Source organism: Hoeflea sp. EC-HK425 (assembly GCF_902498795.1).
Lineage (GTDB): Bacteria > Pseudomonadota > Alphaproteobacteria > Rhizobiales > Rhizobiaceae > Hoeflea > Hoeflea alexandrii.
Genome location: NZ_LR701572.1, coordinates 1,703,522 through 1,719,111 on the forward strand (window position 1 = coordinate 1,703,522; position 15,590 = coordinate 1,719,111).

At 60.5% G+C, this 15,590-nt stretch carries 12 protein-coding genes; 3 read left to right on the plus strand and 9 right to left on the minus strand.

The features are described 5' to 3' along the window. Positions 1-9: 9 nt before the first annotated feature. Positions 10-1,284: a phosphopyruvate hydratase gene (gene eno / locus SPHINGO391_RS10880; RefSeq protein ID WP_152008848.1), complete on the minus strand. Its 1,275-nt coding sequence runs from the start codon at positions 1,282-1,284 to the stop codon at positions 10-12. Positions 1,285-1,881: 597 nt separating this feature from the next. Here eno and SPHINGO391_RS10885 point away from each other — a divergent pair. After that, positions 1,882-3,816, plus strand: coding sequence for a methyl-accepting chemotaxis protein (locus tag SPHINGO391_RS10885; RefSeq protein ID WP_193217258.1), 1,935 nt, complete (start codon positions 1,882-1,884; stop codon positions 3,814-3,816). A 553-nt stretch (positions 3,817-4,369) separates the two neighbouring features. Then, positions 4,370-6,355, plus strand: coding sequence for a HAMP domain-containing methyl-accepting chemotaxis protein (locus tag SPHINGO391_RS10890; protein WP_244615167.1), 1,986 nt, complete (start codon positions 4,370-4,372; stop codon positions 6,353-6,355). 90 nt (positions 6,356-6,445) lie between these two features. On the opposite strand, the gene kdsA is transcribed toward SPHINGO391_RS10890, so the two are convergent. Beyond that, a complete protein-coding gene (kdsA, locus tag SPHINGO391_RS10895) occupies positions 6,446-7,276 on the minus strand; it encodes a 3-deoxy-8-phosphooctulonate synthase (RefSeq protein ID WP_152008849.1) in 831 nt (276 codons plus the stop codon). Continuing rightward, positions 7,273-8,166: a VOC family protein gene (locus SPHINGO391_RS10900; RefSeq protein WP_152008850.1), complete on the minus strand. Its 894-nt coding sequence runs from the start codon at positions 8,164-8,166 to the stop codon at positions 7,273-7,275. The genes kdsA and SPHINGO391_RS10900 overlap by 4 nt, the downstream gene beginning before the upstream one ends. Before the next feature lie 172 nt (positions 8,167-8,338). Here SPHINGO391_RS10900 and SPHINGO391_RS10905 point away from each other — a divergent pair, with 172 nt between their 5' ends. Beyond that, complete coding sequence (locus SPHINGO391_RS10905) at positions 8,339-9,208, plus strand: D-alanyl-D-alanine carboxypeptidase family protein (RefSeq protein WP_152008851.1); 870 nt, start codon at positions 8,339-8,341, stop codon at positions 9,206-9,208. Between the two features lie 85 nt (positions 9,209-9,293). Here the strand turns inward: SPHINGO391_RS10905 and SPHINGO391_RS10910 are convergent, their stop codons facing one another. The 6 genes from SPHINGO391_RS10910 to SPHINGO391_RS10935 all read right to left on the minus strand — a co-directional run bounded on the left by SPHINGO391_RS10910 (position 9,294) and on the right by SPHINGO391_RS10935 (position 15,531). Then, complete coding sequence (locus tag SPHINGO391_RS10910) at positions 9,294-9,707, minus strand: hypothetical protein (protein WP_152008852.1); 414 nt, start codon at positions 9,705-9,707, stop codon at positions 9,294-9,296. 322 nt (positions 9,708-10,029) lie between these two features. Next, a complete protein-coding gene (locus SPHINGO391_RS10915) occupies positions 10,030-11,430 on the minus strand; it encodes a BON domain-containing protein (RefSeq protein ID WP_152008853.1) in 1,401 nt (466 codons plus the stop codon). Positions 11,431-11,811: 381 nt separating this feature from the next. Next, positions 11,812-13,449, minus strand: coding sequence for a CTP synthase (locus tag SPHINGO391_RS10920; protein WP_152008854.1), 1,638 nt, complete (start codon positions 13,447-13,449; stop codon positions 11,812-11,814). A 155-nt stretch (positions 13,450-13,604) separates the two neighbouring features. Beyond that, positions 13,605-14,012: a preprotein translocase subunit SecG gene (secG, locus tag SPHINGO391_RS10925; protein ID WP_152008855.1), complete on the minus strand. Its 408-nt coding sequence runs from the start codon at positions 14,010-14,012 to the stop codon at positions 13,605-13,607. Positions 14,013-14,142: 130 nt separating this feature from the next. Further along, positions 14,143-14,913 carry a triose-phosphate isomerase gene (tpiA, locus tag SPHINGO391_RS10930; protein WP_152008856.1) on the minus strand — a complete coding sequence of 257 codons (771 nt, stop codon included), beginning with the start codon at positions 14,911-14,913 and terminating at the stop codon, positions 14,143-14,145. Positions 14,914-15,069: 156 nt separating this feature from the next. Next, on the minus strand, positions 15,070-15,531 hold the full coding sequence (locus tag SPHINGO391_RS10935) for a PilZ domain-containing protein (protein ID WP_152008857.1): 462 nt from the start codon (positions 15,529-15,531) through the stop codon (positions 15,070-15,072). Positions 15,532-15,590: the final 59 nt, after the last annotated feature.

The window sequence follows — 15,590 nt, forward strand, 5'->3', positions numbered from 1 at the left end:
TCAGGCAGCTTATCCGCGCAGCACGGATGCACCCGCATAGGCCGCCTCGACACCAAGTTCTTCCTCGATGCGGATGAGCTGGTTATACTTGGCAAGCCGGTCGGAGCGGGAGAGCGAACCGGTCTTGATCTGCCCGCAATTGGTGGCGACGGCCAGATCGGCGATGGTGGAATCCTCGGTCTCGCCCGAACGGTGGCTCATCACAGCCGTATAGCGCGCCTTGTGGGCGGTCTCGACCGCATCGAGCGTTTCGGAAAGGGTGCCGATCTGGTTGACCTTGACCAGGATCGAATTGGCCACACCCATCTTGATACCGTCGCGCAGGCGGGCGGAGTTGGTCACAAACAGGTCGTCGCCCACCAGCTGGCACTTGTCGCCGATCTTGTCGGTCAGCGCCTTCCAGCCGTCCCAGTCATCCTCGCCCATGCCGTCCTCGATCGAGATGATCGGGTACTTGCCCTGCAGTTCGGCGAGATACGCGGCCATGGCTTCGGGCTCGAGCGAGCGCCCCTCGCCTTCCAGCTCGTACTTGCCGTTCTTGAAGAACTCGGTGGCGGCGCAATCAAGCGCAAGATGGATATCCTCGCCCGGCCGGTAGCCGGCCTTCTCGATCGACTTCATGATGAAATCGAGTGCGTCTGGTGCGCTCTTGAGGTCCGGTGCAAATCCGCCCTCGTCTCCGACATTGGTATTGTAGCCGCCGGCCGACAGTTCCTTCTTGAGGGTGTGGAAAACCTCGGCGCCCATCCGCACGGCATCCCGCAGGGTAGCGGCACCGACAGGCATGATCATGAATTCCTGGAAGTCGATCGGGTTGTCGGCATGCGCGCCGCCATTGATGATGTTCATCATCGGTACCGGCAGCAGCCGGGCGTTGGCACCACCGACATAGCGGTAGAGCGGCAGGCCGCTCGACTGTGCGGCGGCGCGGGCTGCGGCCAGCGAAACACCGAGAATGGCGTTGGCGCCGAGCTTGCTCTTGTTGGCGGTGCCGTCAAGCGCGATCATCGCCTTGTCGAGCGCGATCTGGCCTTCCGCATCCATACCGCAGATATTGTCGCACAGCGCGCCATTGACGGCGGCCACGGCCTTCTCGACGCCCTTGCCCAGGTAACGGCCACCACCATCGCGCAATTCAACCGCCTCATGCGCGCCGGTTGACGCGCCTGACGGCACCATCGCACGGCCCATGGATCCATCTTCGAGATGCACGTCAACTTCCACGGTCGGGTTTCCGCGGCTGTCGAGGACTTCCCGTCCGACAATATCGATGATGGCGGTCATGGTCTGGTTCCTTGTTGAGGTAGGGCTGGGGTTAAACTGCCGCCGGGCGGCGTTGCGCCGTCTTACCGCACTTCGCCGAAAAATCAATTGCGCGCCAGTACAGAGTGACTGATTCGCTTGGCCAATACAGGTTCCATGACCATTGCTCGCACCCTTGGAAACATGCACTGGTCCGTGCGCTCAACTTCCCTCACATTTCTGGCGTCAGGCGTTGGAACTTTCTGTTCGACACTTAAGATTTTGCACAGGTTGTACCGATTCTGTTAATTAATTAGTTTTTTCTTATTTATGCATCTCTAAGGCATTTTTTCCATTTTCGGGCTCAAACCCTTGAGAATTACCAGTGAGAATTCCGAATTTTTAGGAGCGGCGGGGAAATATTGGACCGATCGCGGCCAATCGCTCTACAACCTTGTAATGAGAACTTGGGTACAATGATTAATACCTAATTTACATTTAAGTAATCGCTTTCATCTATGTTTCACAGCGACCGAGGGCGATAATCGTCACGCGCCGAGCGTGGCTTTGCATGACGCGAAATCATCTTCGACAATCCAGATCGAATAGTCCTTCATCAGAAATGCGGAGATCACGCACGTGCAACTGAATATTGGAAAGAGCCTTATCGTCTTCGGGGCAGTCGTTTCACTTGGCCTCGTCGCCTCGATGGCGCTCAAGAAGTATGTCTTCGAGGATTTGAAGGTCAATGGACCGGTCTACCAGGAGATCGTCAACGGCAAGGACCTGATCGCGGACATTCTGCCGCCGCCGCTTTACGTGGTTGAGTCCTACATGCTGGCAAACGAAATGATCGCGCATGAGGAGGTTGTGGAAAAGAATTCCACGAAAATTCAGTCTCTCAACGGGCTTTATGAAGAGCGTCGAACCTTCTGGCAGCAATCCGATCTTGAACCCTCGCTCAACGGGAAGCTTCAGGACGATGTCCTGGTGAAGGGCGACGCTTACTGGACGGCTATGAACGACCAGTTCCTACCGACTGTTCTGTCGGGCGACAGAGAAGCGGCGAGACTGGTGCTCGACGAGCTGTACCGGACATTCCATATCCATGATGAAGCCGTAAACGAACTGGTGGCCTCCGCTTCGACCTTCCTCGAAAAGGCAGAGGCCGACGCGCGCGCCGAAGATGCGCTGTTTTCCAACCTGACCCTTATCGCCAGCATCGTTTCTGTAGCACTGTTCCTGGGCGGCCTCATTCTCTTCCGCTGGCGCGCCGTTGTCCCTCTGACCGACATGACGGACTACATGGGCAAGCTTGCGGCGGGTGACTATTCCGATGAAGTGCCGCATGCCGGGCGCAAGGACGAAATCGGCGAGATGGCGCAGTCGGTCGCCTATTTCCGCCAGGCAGCCATGGAGCGGAAAGAGGCGCGGTCGCAATCCGAGAAGGAACAGGCCGAGATCAAGCGCCTCGAACAGGAAGCCGCAGAACGCCAGGCCGCCGAGGATGCCGAACGCGTCCGCGTCATCGAAGCGCTGACAACAGGGCTCGAGAACCTGTCGTCGGGCAATCTCGCCTACCGCATCAACGCGACCTTTGCGCCGGCCTACGAGAAGCTGCGCACCGAGTTCAACACGGCCGTCGGATCTTTGAGTGAAACCATCGACGATATCTCGTCGACCACCGAAGCGGTGCGCCTCGCCTCCTCGGAAATCGGGTCGGCCTCGGACGATCTGTCCAGGCGCACCGAGCAGCAGGCGGCATCCCTTGAGGAAACCGCTGCGGCCCTCGACCAGATCACCTCGACGGTGAAAAGCTCGTCGCAGCGCGCCGAGGAAGCCTCCGACATGGTCGGTACCGCCAAGGTCGGAGCCGAAAAATCCGGTGCTGTCGTCAAGAACGCGATTTCAGCCATGGAGCGGATCGAGGAATCGTCCAAGCAAATCAGCCAGATCATCTCGGTGATCGACGACATCGCCTTCCAGACCAACCTGCTGGCGCTCAATGCCGGGGTGGAAGCAGCACGCGCCGGGGAAGCCGGCAAGGGCTTTGCGGTGGTCGCCCAGGAAGTGCGTGAGCTGGCCGGGCGTTCGGCCAACGCCGCCAAGGAGATCAAGACGCTGATCGAGACCTCTTCGACCCAGGTCGGCAACGGCGTCACCCTGGTCAACCAGACCGGCACCGCGCTGGGCGAAATCGAGGGCCAGGTCAGCAAGATCAACGACCTGATCCAGTCGATCGTCACCGGCGCGCGGGAGCAATCGACGGCGCTGGCCGAAATCAACTCGGCGATCAACCAGATGGACCAGACGACCCAACAGAACGCCGCGATGGTGGAGGAAACCAACGCCGCGACCCAGGGCCTGTCAGGCGAAGCCGTCAAGCTCGAAGGCCTGGTGCGGCGCTTCAACACCGGCGGCCGCGCAACACATGCGGCACCTGCTGCTGCCAACGCCTCATCGAAGCCGGCGCAGTCTCCGGCCCGGGCACTCGGCGCCAAGATCGCCTCCGCCTTCGGACGCGGCGGCGGGGCGGCAACCGCCCAGAGGGAAGAAAGCTGGAGCGAGTTCTGAGCCTCTCAGGATCAGCTTCCCGAAACAGCCATGGCCGCCGGAGACATCCGGCGGCCTTTGCTTGTCTGGATAGAACGCAGCATACTCCAAAAGACTAAGCCCAACGAGACTTATTGAGTCATTTCATTAACCCAACTAAGTTTACCCATCCCATACGGATGCAGCCTGCCGCGCTGCACAGCTTCTTGTTGTCCGCGCAGCTCGCGGGTGCCGCCGCAGCAGGTTGGCACGATGAGCGCCCCCCTAAAACCCCACACTCGAGATTTAGCATGGTTTTGTAAGGGGTTGATTCATATTTCAGTAACCACTGCTCGATATTTACAACAATCAAGATTGTCTGCCAGCGATGACAGGCGGTTTGCATGAAGCGTGCACTTTCGGAATGATTCCGCCACCCCCCCGTTGGAGCTAAACTATCCATGGCCGACTGCAGATATTGGTCTTCCACGACCATGAAACAGACACTTGCTGTAGTTGTGGAAGCCACAATTGATGCGGAAGCCAGAACCTCCCCCCTTTTATTTATCAATACAACTAATTTCGGAGATTCAACGTGCGTATTACAGACATCAGACTAAGTCTCGCGGTGCCAATTGCTGTCGGGGCATTGATCGCAGCCAACATCGTGGCGATCGGTTTCGCCGAAATGCAGATTAGCAAGCTTGCGAAATCAAGTCAGGAACTGGCTTCCTACACTCGGCAAAACGATGGCTTCATCAAAGAGCTTGAAGTGCTGACAAAGGGAATTGAACTCGACATCCTCGCATCCCAGGAAGCCCTGACCGACATTTCAGCAACACGCGGCATGGATGGTCTGGATGACGGCTTCACCCGGGCAGACGAAGCGGCCGCCGCTCTGGCTGAAAAGACTAAACGCGTGTCTGAACTCGGCGACCGCCTGGGCGAACCGGAATTGGGCGCGGCAGCAGTTTCATTGGGCGAGAGATTCACGGTTTTTCGCGCCGCCGGGGTCGAGATGGCCAAGGCATATGTTGCAGGCGGTCCGGCTGAAGGCAACAAGCTGATGGCCTCTTTCGACCAGGTAGCCGACAACCTGCAGCAGGAGGTCGAACTTGCCATGGCGGCGATTCACGCCGCGGAGGCAGAAATCGACGTCCAAATCGAATCCCAAATGGCCGCGAAATTGGCTGAGGCCGAGAAGTCCCTGTATATCGGGCTTGGATTTGCCGGATTGGCATTGGCGTTAGGCCTGATACTGATGATGTATATTGTGCGCAATGTCATCCGTCCGCTTGTTGGCATGAAAGACTACATGGGCATGCTGGCAACGGGCGACTATTCCAACGAGGTCCCTTACGCGCAAAGGAAGGACGAGATCGGCGAGATGGCGCAATCGGTTGCCTATTTCCGCCAAGGCGAAGTAGAGCGGAAGGATGCCCGCGCGAAATCCGCAGCCGAACAGGCCGAGATCAAGCGTCTCGAGGAGGAAGCCGCAGAACGCCAGGCCGCCGAGAATGCCGAACGCGTCCGCGTCATCGAAGCGCTGACAACAGGGCTCGAAAACCTGTCGTCCGGCAATCTCGCCTACCGCATCAACGCGACCTTTGCGCCGGCCTATGAAAAGCTGCGCACCGAGTTCAACTCCGCGGTCGGCTCGCTCGGCGAAACCATCGATGAGATCTCATCGACCACCGAAGCGGTGCGCCTCGCCTCCTCGGAAATCGGCTCGGCGTCAGATGACCTGTCCAAGCGCACCGAGCAGCAGGCCGCATCGCTTGAGGAAACCGCCGCGGCGCTGGACGAAATCACCTCGACGGTGAAAAGCTCGTCGCAGCGCGCCGAGGAAGCCTCCGACATGGTCGGCACCGCCAAGGCCGGCGCCGAAAAATCCGGCGCTGTCGTCAAGAACGCCATCTCGGCCATGGAGCGGATCGAGGAATCGTCCAAGCAGATCAGCCAGATCATCTCGGTGATCGACGACATCGCCTTCCAGACCAACCTGCTGGCGCTCAATGCCGGCGTGGAAGCAGCACGCGCCGGCGAGGCCGGCAAGGGCTTTGCGGTGGTCGCCCAGGAAGTGCGTGAACTGGCCGGACGTTCGGCCAACGCAGCCAAGGAGATCAAGACCCTGATCGAAACCTCTTCGACCCAGGTCGGCAACGGCGTCACCCTGGTCAACCAGACCGGAACCGCGCTGGGCGAAATCGAGGGCCAGGTCAGCAAGATCAACGACCTGATCCAGTCGATCGTCACCGGCGCGCGGGAGCAATCGACGGCGCTGGCCGAAATCAACTCGGCGGTCAACCAGATGGACCAGACGACGCAGCAGAACGCTGCCATGGTGGAGGAAACCAACGCCGCGACCCAGGGCCTGTCGGGCGAAGCCGTCAAGCTCGAAGGCCTGGTGCGGCGCTTCAACACCGGCGGCCGCGCAACACATGCGGCACCTGCTGCTGCCAACGCCTCATCGAAGCCGGCGCAATCTCCGGCCCGGGCGCTCGGCGCCAAGATCGCCTCCGCCTTTGGACGCGGCGGCGCAGCAACAGCCCAGAAGGAAGAAAGCTGGAGTGAGTTCTAAGCTCTCTCAGAATCAGTTTCCGATGTGAAAAAGGCCGCCGGAGAAATCCGGCGGCCTTTCTGATTCAAAGCGTGAACACTTGCTCGTGTTCTAGCGCTTGGCCACCCCATCAAATGCCATCAGCGTTTCAAGCAGCCGCGGCATTTCGCTGAGCGGCACCATGTTCGGACCGTCGGAAGGCGCGTTGTCGGGATCCTCGTGGGTCTCGATGAACAGTGCCGCGACGCCAACCGCAACGGCTGCACGCGACAGTGTCTCGACAAATTCACGCTGTCCGCCCGATGCACCGCCCTGCCCGCCGGGCTGCTGCACCGAATGGGTGGCGTCGAAAACCACCGGCGCGCCCATTGCCGCCATGATCGGCAGCGACCGCATGTCGCTGACCAGCGTGTTGTAACCGAAGGATGCACCACGCTCGGTGAGCAAGACATTGGAATTGCCGCTTTCGGTAACCTTGGCGAGCACGTTCTTCATGTCCCAGGGGGCAAGGAACTGGCCCTTCTTGACGTTGATGACGCGTCCAGTGCGTGCCGCAGCGATCAGCAGATCGGTCTGCCGGCACAAGAAGGCCGGGATCTGCAAGATGTCGACAACTTCGGCCACGGTGGCGCATTGCTCCTCGGTGTGGACGTCGGTGATCACCGGCAGGCCCAGTTCTGCCTTGATGTCGGCGAACACCGTCATGGCCATGTCCAGCCCGATGCCGCGCTTTCCGCCCAGAGAAGTGCGGTTGGCCTTGTCGAAGGACGACTTGTAGACCAACCCGATCCCGAGACCGGCGCACATCTGTTGGAGCGAGCCTGCGATCTCGAAGGCGTGCTCGCGGCTTTCCATCTGGCAGGGACCGGCGATCAGGGTGATCGGCAGGTGATTGCCGAAGCGGAGATCACCGACCGCGACGGTGGCGTTGGGAGCATTCATCGGATTTCCTCAAAACAGTAGCAGGCGCCCTGGCCCGGCGCGGGATCAACGATCAGCCGGCCTGCCACCTGCCTGACAGGAACCTCGTTTTTCAGCAACAGCGCCGATAGGGCCTGCAGGTCCGGTACACGGTAGACCAAGGCGCGCCCCCGCAGGCCGCGCTCGCGCGAGGGATCGACAATGCCGAGATGGGTTTCGAGCCCGGCCTTGTTGAAGACGGTGATGGTTGCGCCATCGAGTTCAACCGACATTCCGAACGAATTGGCTTCAACCTCTCGGTTGCAGGCCAATTCCTGGATGAAATACTGAAAATCCGTCGGATTGGGCTCGGACAGAATGACTTCGGAAATGCCTATCACACCATTCGGGTGTGCGGTCAGCGCCGAACGATCGGCAGCCGGCACATTGATCCGCTCGACGGCGAATCCGAACAGGTCGGGCGCTCGCAGATCGGCGGCGAAGGAGAGCTTGAAACTCGGCGTGACCTCGGATCCATCAGGCAGTTTCATCGGCCGGGAGAAGGTGAGCATGTCGCCACCCGACATGCCGAGTTCAACGAAACGATCGTGGTCGGCACCGGCGTCCTTCGAGCCGACGACGAGCGCTGAAAAGCCGTTGTCACTTCTGCGAAAGCGGTAGGCCTGATCACGGGCGACGAAGACGTTGCCGCTCCTTGCGGCTTCCTCGCAGTCCTCACGCTGGGCAATGCCGAGCGGCTCGAGATAGGTGCCATCGGCAAAAAAGACACAGGCATTCTCGGTCCCGAAAGGATGACGCGCATCGGCGGCCACGGTGAAACCGAGCGCGGAATGGCGGGCGCGCGCGGTGTCAAGGTCCTCGACCGGAAGCACGAGATGATCGAGAGGACGTGGGGTTCGCGGTGATGGCATCGATGATTTGACTCCGTTCGGCCTTCCCTTACCAGCAAGCCCGGATCGGGTGCAACTGCGCTTGACCAAACGCCGCCGGCAACCGAGCGGTTGCACGATGAAAGCCGTCGCACCCTTGCAGGAATCGCGGCCAGGCGGTAATTGGTTAACGGGCTGAAAACGGGAGCTGGTTTTGACCGGACTGATTGCAGACGCGTGGCGCCGTTGCCGCTTGTACCTGACACTGATCGTGGTGGTGGGCACCGTTTCTGCCTGCGCTTCTTCGGGCGGCTCCATCGAAGACAGCGTCGCGCCGATTGCGCCGACAACGGAAAAGTACGCGGCCATCGTTGTCGACGCCAAGAGCGGCAAGATGCTCTATGGCGCCAACAGCAACGAGCTGCGCTATCCGGCCTCGCTGACCAAGATGATGACGCTCTACATGATGTTCGAAGCCATGGACCAGGGCCGCGTCAGCCGAACGGATCTCATCCCGATCTCGCGCAATGCGGCTGCCCGCCCGCCCTCGAAACTCGGACTGAAGGCCGGGCAGTCGATTCCCGTCGACACAGCGATCCGGGTACTGGTGGTCAAGTCCGCCAACGATGTGGCAACCGCAGTTGCGGAATTTCTCGGCAACGGCTCGGAAGCGCGTTTCGCCGAGATGATGACGGCCAAGGCCCGCTCGCTGGGGATGACCCGCACCACCTTCAAGAATGCCTCTGGACTGCCGGATCCCGGTCAGGTGACGACGGCGACCGACATGGCGCGGCTGTCGATCCTGTTGCGACGGACGTTCCCGCACTACTACGGCTATTTCGGCCAGACCGAAGTCACCGTCGCCGGCCGCACCATCAAGGGCCACAACAAGGCAATGGAGATGATCCCGGGTGCGGACGGGCTGAAAACCGGCTACACCCGGGCGTCGGGCTTCAACCTTGCCACCTCCGTCAATCGCGGCGGCAAATCGGTGGTCGGCGTGGTAATGGGCGAAAACACGGCTGCCATCCGCAACGCCCGCATGGCCGCACTGATGTCGGCCTATGTGCGCAAGGCCAAATAGGTCGACACCATCCCGTTCCATTGAGGCGCTGAAACGCACCCGAAATCAGCATGAGCTGCCTTTGCAGTGTTGCCGGGTCTGCAGGTCACGGGCCTATGCAGGAAACACCGACCGGCGGTTCGTCCTCGATCTGCAGAAAGCCGATGCGCAGAGGCATGGCGTCGTGCTCGGCGTTCAGCAGCCTGATGATGGCGACCCGCCTGGTGGCTTGGTCGTCAACGAGATCGATACGAAAGAGTTCACCGTCATCAAAGGCCTGCGCGATGGTGACGGGCTCGCCGGGCTGAGCCGGCTCTGTGGTGAATTCGCGCCCGGCGACGGACAGTTGCACCGAGAACACGTTTGGAACGGGTCCCGCGCCCAGCACGATATCCAGGCTCGAATCGGATTTCATGTCTGTACAGGAGATCGAGACGGTCGCCTGCGCGGCACTGGCGGCGAATGATGCAAGGGCTGCGGCAAACACAGTCTTGACGACGGTTGACCTATTGATGGGCATCTTCTGATCCTCCTCCGGCGCGGTATCTCTCACGCCATCATCTCACACCATTTCCCGCTAGACCGCGCCCCACACGGCAAGAGTGTCTCAAATTTTCGGGTTCGCGGCAAGGCGGCAGGCATTGGCTCGAAGGCACGGGTGCTGCTGCGCCAGGGCTTTCCAGGCGCATGATCTCTGGACGAACCGCCATGCTTCTGCCACAAGCCATCGGGGACGCGACTGCCGTTAATTATAGAACGGGGTCGGGCTGTAGATTGACGTCACGCAGCTGCCGCGAGGACACGCTGGCCGTCCTCTGTTTCACCTTGCCATTCGGCCAGGCTCAAACAGTAGGTCGGGTTCCCAGTTCGTCCTGGCCATTGCTCGACAGTAGGTCGGCACCGGTCTGCTGCTCGCGTTCCTCATCGACCTTCTTCAGCACGGCTTCATCAACATGGGTGTTGGTAACCTCTTCGCCCGGCATCGTCTCGGCCGCCGGTCTGGCAGGTGCAGGCTTTGTCTCCGACTTAGCTCCCTGCTCTGCGATAGCCGGCAACGCAGCACCTGCATCAAATCGCAGCCTGTAGATCGGTTCGGGAAGCGCGAAGCCCGCCGCCTCAAGCGCTGTCTTGACCGTGCGGATGGCCTCGGAGCGCGCTTTGAGAAAATCAGTCTCTGTCTGGTTGATCCATCCCGACACGCCGATGACGACATTGGAATCGCCGACCTGCTCGATCCAGGCGCCGGGTTCGGGCTTCTTGAGCACGAAGTCGAGGCCATCGAGCGTCTTGTGACAGACCGCCAGCGCCTCATGCAGTACGCTGTCTGCATCAACGCCAAGCTCGAAAGAGAAGCGGCGTTCGGGGTTTCGCGTGTAATTGACGATCTTGGCCTTGAACACCGTGGCGTTGGGTATGCGAATGTGGTTGCCATCAATGTCCATCAGGATTGTGGCGCGGGAGGTCAGCCGGATGACAAAGCCTTCGGTGCCTTCCAGCGCAATGAAATCGCGCGGCTGAAATGGCTGCCGGACGGAGAGCAGGATCGAGGCGATGTAGTTTTCCACCGTGTCCTTGACGGCGAAACCGATGGCAAGACCGATGATGCCGACAGCGCCGAGAATTGTGCCAAGAACCGCCGTGGCGCCTAGAATATCAAGCGCCATCAGCGCGCCGAACATCAGGAACGCCAGCCAGACCGTCTGACGCAGGAGATCGGCAATGAACGCGTTGGGCGTGAGCCAGTCCCACGGCTGCCTGCGGGTGGTGACAAACCATCCGAAAAGCCCGATCAACGCCCAGACAAGCCCTGCCACCATCACCAGCGGCAGATAGTCAAGTGTTTGCTGCAGCCGGCTTTCGAAGCGGCCGATGACCGGCTTGAGCCGCTCGGTCACCGCGGTCTGTTCGGTCAGCCGGTTTTCGATGGCGACCACGCCGGAAACGCGGCTGACCAGATCCTCAGCCTTGTTGGCAGCAGCCGCCTCCTCCACCTGACCGCTCAGCGTGACCACACCTGAGCTGACCGATACCCTGATCTGGCCCAAACCCTCTATTTCACGGAAGATGGTCTGAATTCGGGACCGGATTTCCGCATCGGTAATCACGCCCTCGCCGATCTCGATGGTCGGCCCGGCCGGCTCCACGGTTTCTTGCGCGTGGACGCTCGACCACGGCAAAGACAGTGCCACGACAAGAATGGCCAGGCGCACAGGGAAGCAGAGCAAGGAGAGGACTGGCCGCATTTTTCCGTCCTGGCCGCATGGCCTTTGTCTTGATGGGCGAGAAGCGGACGGAAACTCCGACCGGTGAGCGCCCAGACTAGACCGATTCGGCTGGGCGATGATGGCGCGCTTTGGCGTCTACTACAAACCGAAGCCCCGGCAGAGCGCCCGGCCAGGTTTCATCTGGCAAATGCCACCGCCAGAGCGTCGCAATCACGTCCCCGGTGCCGCCAATTTGCCTAAACAGCGTGGCACGGCATGGCAGCGGCAGGATTGACGGTGACGCCAGCCACGATGCTGGGTTTTCTTAGACGATTTTCAGGACCGGGACCGCAAAACGCGTCCGTATAAATGGCAACGACGGACGGCTCATCGGTCAACCGCAAGCAGACTGCGCGGCCCTTACACCAAACGTGACTGCTCGAGTGCCGCTTCGATAAAGCTTGCAAACAGCGGGTGCGGTTCGAGCGGCCGCGACTTCAGCTCGGGATGGTACTGGACGCCGATGAACCAGGGATGCACATCTTCGGGATACTCGATCGTCTCGGGCAGCAGCCCATCCGGCGAAATGCCGGAGAACACCAGGCCTGCCTGTTCAAGCTGGTCCTTGTAGGCGATGTTGACCTCGTAGCGGTGGCGGTGGCGCTCGGAGACCTCGGTGGAGCCGTAGACCCTCGAAATCAGGCTGCCGGGCTTGAGCGGATGCGGATAGGCGCCCAGCCGCATGGTGCCGCCGAGATCGCCATCGGCAGCGCGCTTCTCGAGCTGGTTGCCCTTGAGCCATTCGGTCATGATGCCGACGACATGGGTGCCGTTCTTGCGGTCGAACTCCGAGGAATCCGCATCCTCGATGCCGGCGAGATTGCGCGCCGCATCAAGCACCGCCATCTGCATGCCGTAGCAGATGCCGAAATAGGGAACCCTTCGTTCGCGGGCGAACTTCGCGGCGGAAATCTTGCCTTCCGCGCCGCGTTCGCCAAAACCCCCGGGCACCAGGATGCCGTTGACCTTCTCGAGCCAGGGCGACGGATCTTCCTTCTCGAAGATCTCGCTCTCGATCCATTCGAGCTTGACCTTGACCCGGTTGGCGATACCGCCGTGATACAGCGCCTCGATCAGCGACTTGTAGGCGTCCTTGAGGCCGGTGTACTTGCCAACGATGGCAATGGTGACCTCACCCTCGGGATTGTGGATGCGTTCGGAGACTGCTTCCCAGGACTGCATGCGCGGCGCAGGCGCCGGATCGATGCCGAAGGCGGCCAGAACTTCCGTGTCGAGACCTTCCTTGTGATAGGCGATCGGCACATCGTAGATGGAAGGCACGTCGAGCGCCTGGATGACAGCGGACGGACGAACATTGCAGAACTGGGAGAGCTTGCGGCGCTCCTCGGCCGGAATCTCCCGGTCGGCACGCACCAGCAGGATATCGGGCGCGATACCCATGGCCTGCAGTTCCTTGACCGAATGCTGTGTCGGCTTGGTCTTGAGCTCGCCGGCAGCGGCAATCCACGGCATCAGCGTGAGGTGAACATAAACGGCATTGCCGCGCGGCAGATCGTTGCCGAGCTGACGGATTGCCTCGATGAACGGCATCGCCTCGATGTCGCCGACGGTGCCGCCGATCTCGCACAGCACAAAATCGTAGTCCTCGTTGCCTTCGAGGACGAAGTTCTTGATTTCATTGGTGACATGCGGAATGACCTGAACGGTGGCGCCGAGATAATCGCCGCGCCGCTCCTTGTCGATGATGTTCTTGTAGATGCGGCCGGTGGTGATGTTGTCGGATTTCACCGCCGAGCGGCCGGTAAAGCGCTCGTAGTGGCCAAGATCCAGATCGGTCTCGGCGCCGTCGTCGGTGACGAACACCTCGCCGTGCTGGGTCGGACTCATCGTGCCCGGATCAACGTTGAGATAGGGGTCGAGTTTGCGCAGCCGCACCCGGTAACCACGGGCCTGCAGCAACGCACCAAGGGCGGCCGAGGCAATGCCTTTTCCAAGCGAGGAGACCACGCCGCCGGTTATGAAAACATATCGCGCCATGGGATTGAACCGATACCTTTAGAGAACTGATTCCGCCACCCCAAAATTCAGATGACGCATTTTAGCGGTGAATAACAGAACAAGCGCCTGCAAAATCACATGAAAAAACCGGCGGAGGCTTTTGTGCCAACCGCCGGTCAATGAATGGTCAGGCCTTACTGCCCGGAGGGAACGTCCGAGCCGGATGGCACCGGCGCAGCCGGAATGTCGCCTGCAGCGTCTCCAGCGGGTGCCGTTTCCGGCGCGGAGGCAGGTGCAGGTGCGCCGCCCAATTGGTCGAGAACGCCCGAGCCGGTGCCCTGGGTCTGGGCCGGAATCCGGTCGAGAATGTCTGTCGGGCTTTCGCTGTAGCGAGCCAGAATGCCAAGCGCCAGCGAGGTGATGAAGAATGCAGCGGCAAGGATGCCGGTGGTCCGGGTCAGCGCATTGGCGGCGCCGCGCGCCGACATGAAGCCGGAACCGCCGCCGATGCCAAGGCCGCCACCTTCGGAGCGCTGGATCAGCACGATGCCGACAAGCGCCAGCACGATCATGAGATGAATGACAATCAAAACGGTTTGCATCGGTTTCTTTCCTGCCCTTGTCAGGGCGTAATCTTTGTCCGGTTTGGCGGCTCTTTACACGAGGGCAGCCAGCTTTCCAAGTCCCGTCGGGGCGCAACAGGCCAAAGCGGGTGCAAGATCATGTCGCTGATCAGCCCAAGAGGCCGCGGCAAGCCTTACAGATGGCGAGGAAGTCAGAGGCTTTCAAGCTTGCGCCGCCAATCAGCGCACCGTCGACATGCGGCACTGCGAGGAGTTCTGCAGCATTGTCGGGCTTGACCGAACCGCCATAGAGCAGTCGCATAAGCGCCCCCTCGCCTGCAAATCGCTTCTCCATTTCGGCGCGGATAAACGCGTGGGCTTCAGCAACATCGCCGACCGTCGGCGTCAGACCGGTGCCGATCGCCCAGACCGGTTCATAGGCAATGACGGTATCGGCGGCGATAGCACCATCGGGGACAGAACCCGCGAGCTGCTGGCCCAGAACCGCGAGCGTCTCGCCGGCCTTGCGCTCGGCCTCGGTCTCGCCGATGCAGATAACACGGGTGAGACCGGCAGCCTTTGCGGCCTCTGCCTTGGCCCGCACGGTCTCGTTGCTCTCGCCATGCAGCGTGCGGCGTTCGGAATGTCCGACCAGTACGAAACCGGCGAGGCAATCGGCAATCATTTCGGCCGAGATGTCGCCGGTATAGGCGCCGCTCTTCCTGTCGTGGCAATCCTGGGCGCCGATCGAAAGCGGCGTCCCGTCGGCAAGTGCGGTGGCGACGTAGAGAAGGGTGGCGGGCGGACAGATCAGCGCGTCGATGGCATCCGCAAGATCCGCCCCGAGGCCCTCGGCAATAGCCTTGAGCTCGGAGAGGTTCTCACGCGTGCCGTTCATTTTCCAGTTGCCGGCCACCAGCGGGCGAATGTCAGGTGTCATCTGTTGTCCCCGTTGCTGTCATCTTTGGACGGGGCTTAGCAGACGAAGCATGATTTGCAAACGGCAGGGGTCAAGTGCAGAACACCGGAAGGGTAATTTCTGCCGCGGGCAGAAGTTCGCTTGGACACCCCGGCTGGCTCGCGACACAAGTGAACCCTACCTGCGGGAAATTGGGAGAATGCGGTTGTATCGGCCTCTGTCCCTTGGCCGCAGGCGCCTGTTCTGTCCGGGCTCAAGGCTCGCGATCAACCGGACGAGGCTCTCCTTGAGCTCCTGATCGAACTGCACGCCGATGATGAAGGAACCGACACGCTTGATCCGGGCTGTGCAATGGGTTCCCGTCCAGGGAACATACATGTGGCAACGTTCATTGATGATATCAAACAGGGAATCTCCCGGCTTGCGACCTTCCAGGTTGGACCATGGCATCTTGTCATTGGAAAAAAGACAGCCGGTTACCGAAAGGTTGACGATCACGCCGGTGAGCGCCATGAAATGCTTGCCGTCCTTGAAGATCAGCTCGATGATGCCGGGACAATGGGCACCATAGCGCACATCGGAATTGCGATTGTAGGCTTCTCCGGTCAGATCGGTAGCACTCGAGGCGTTAGAATCCATGCCCCATTCCCTTCTTCCGCCAAAAGTGCTCAACGCAGCCCATTTCAGCTTCCATCAAC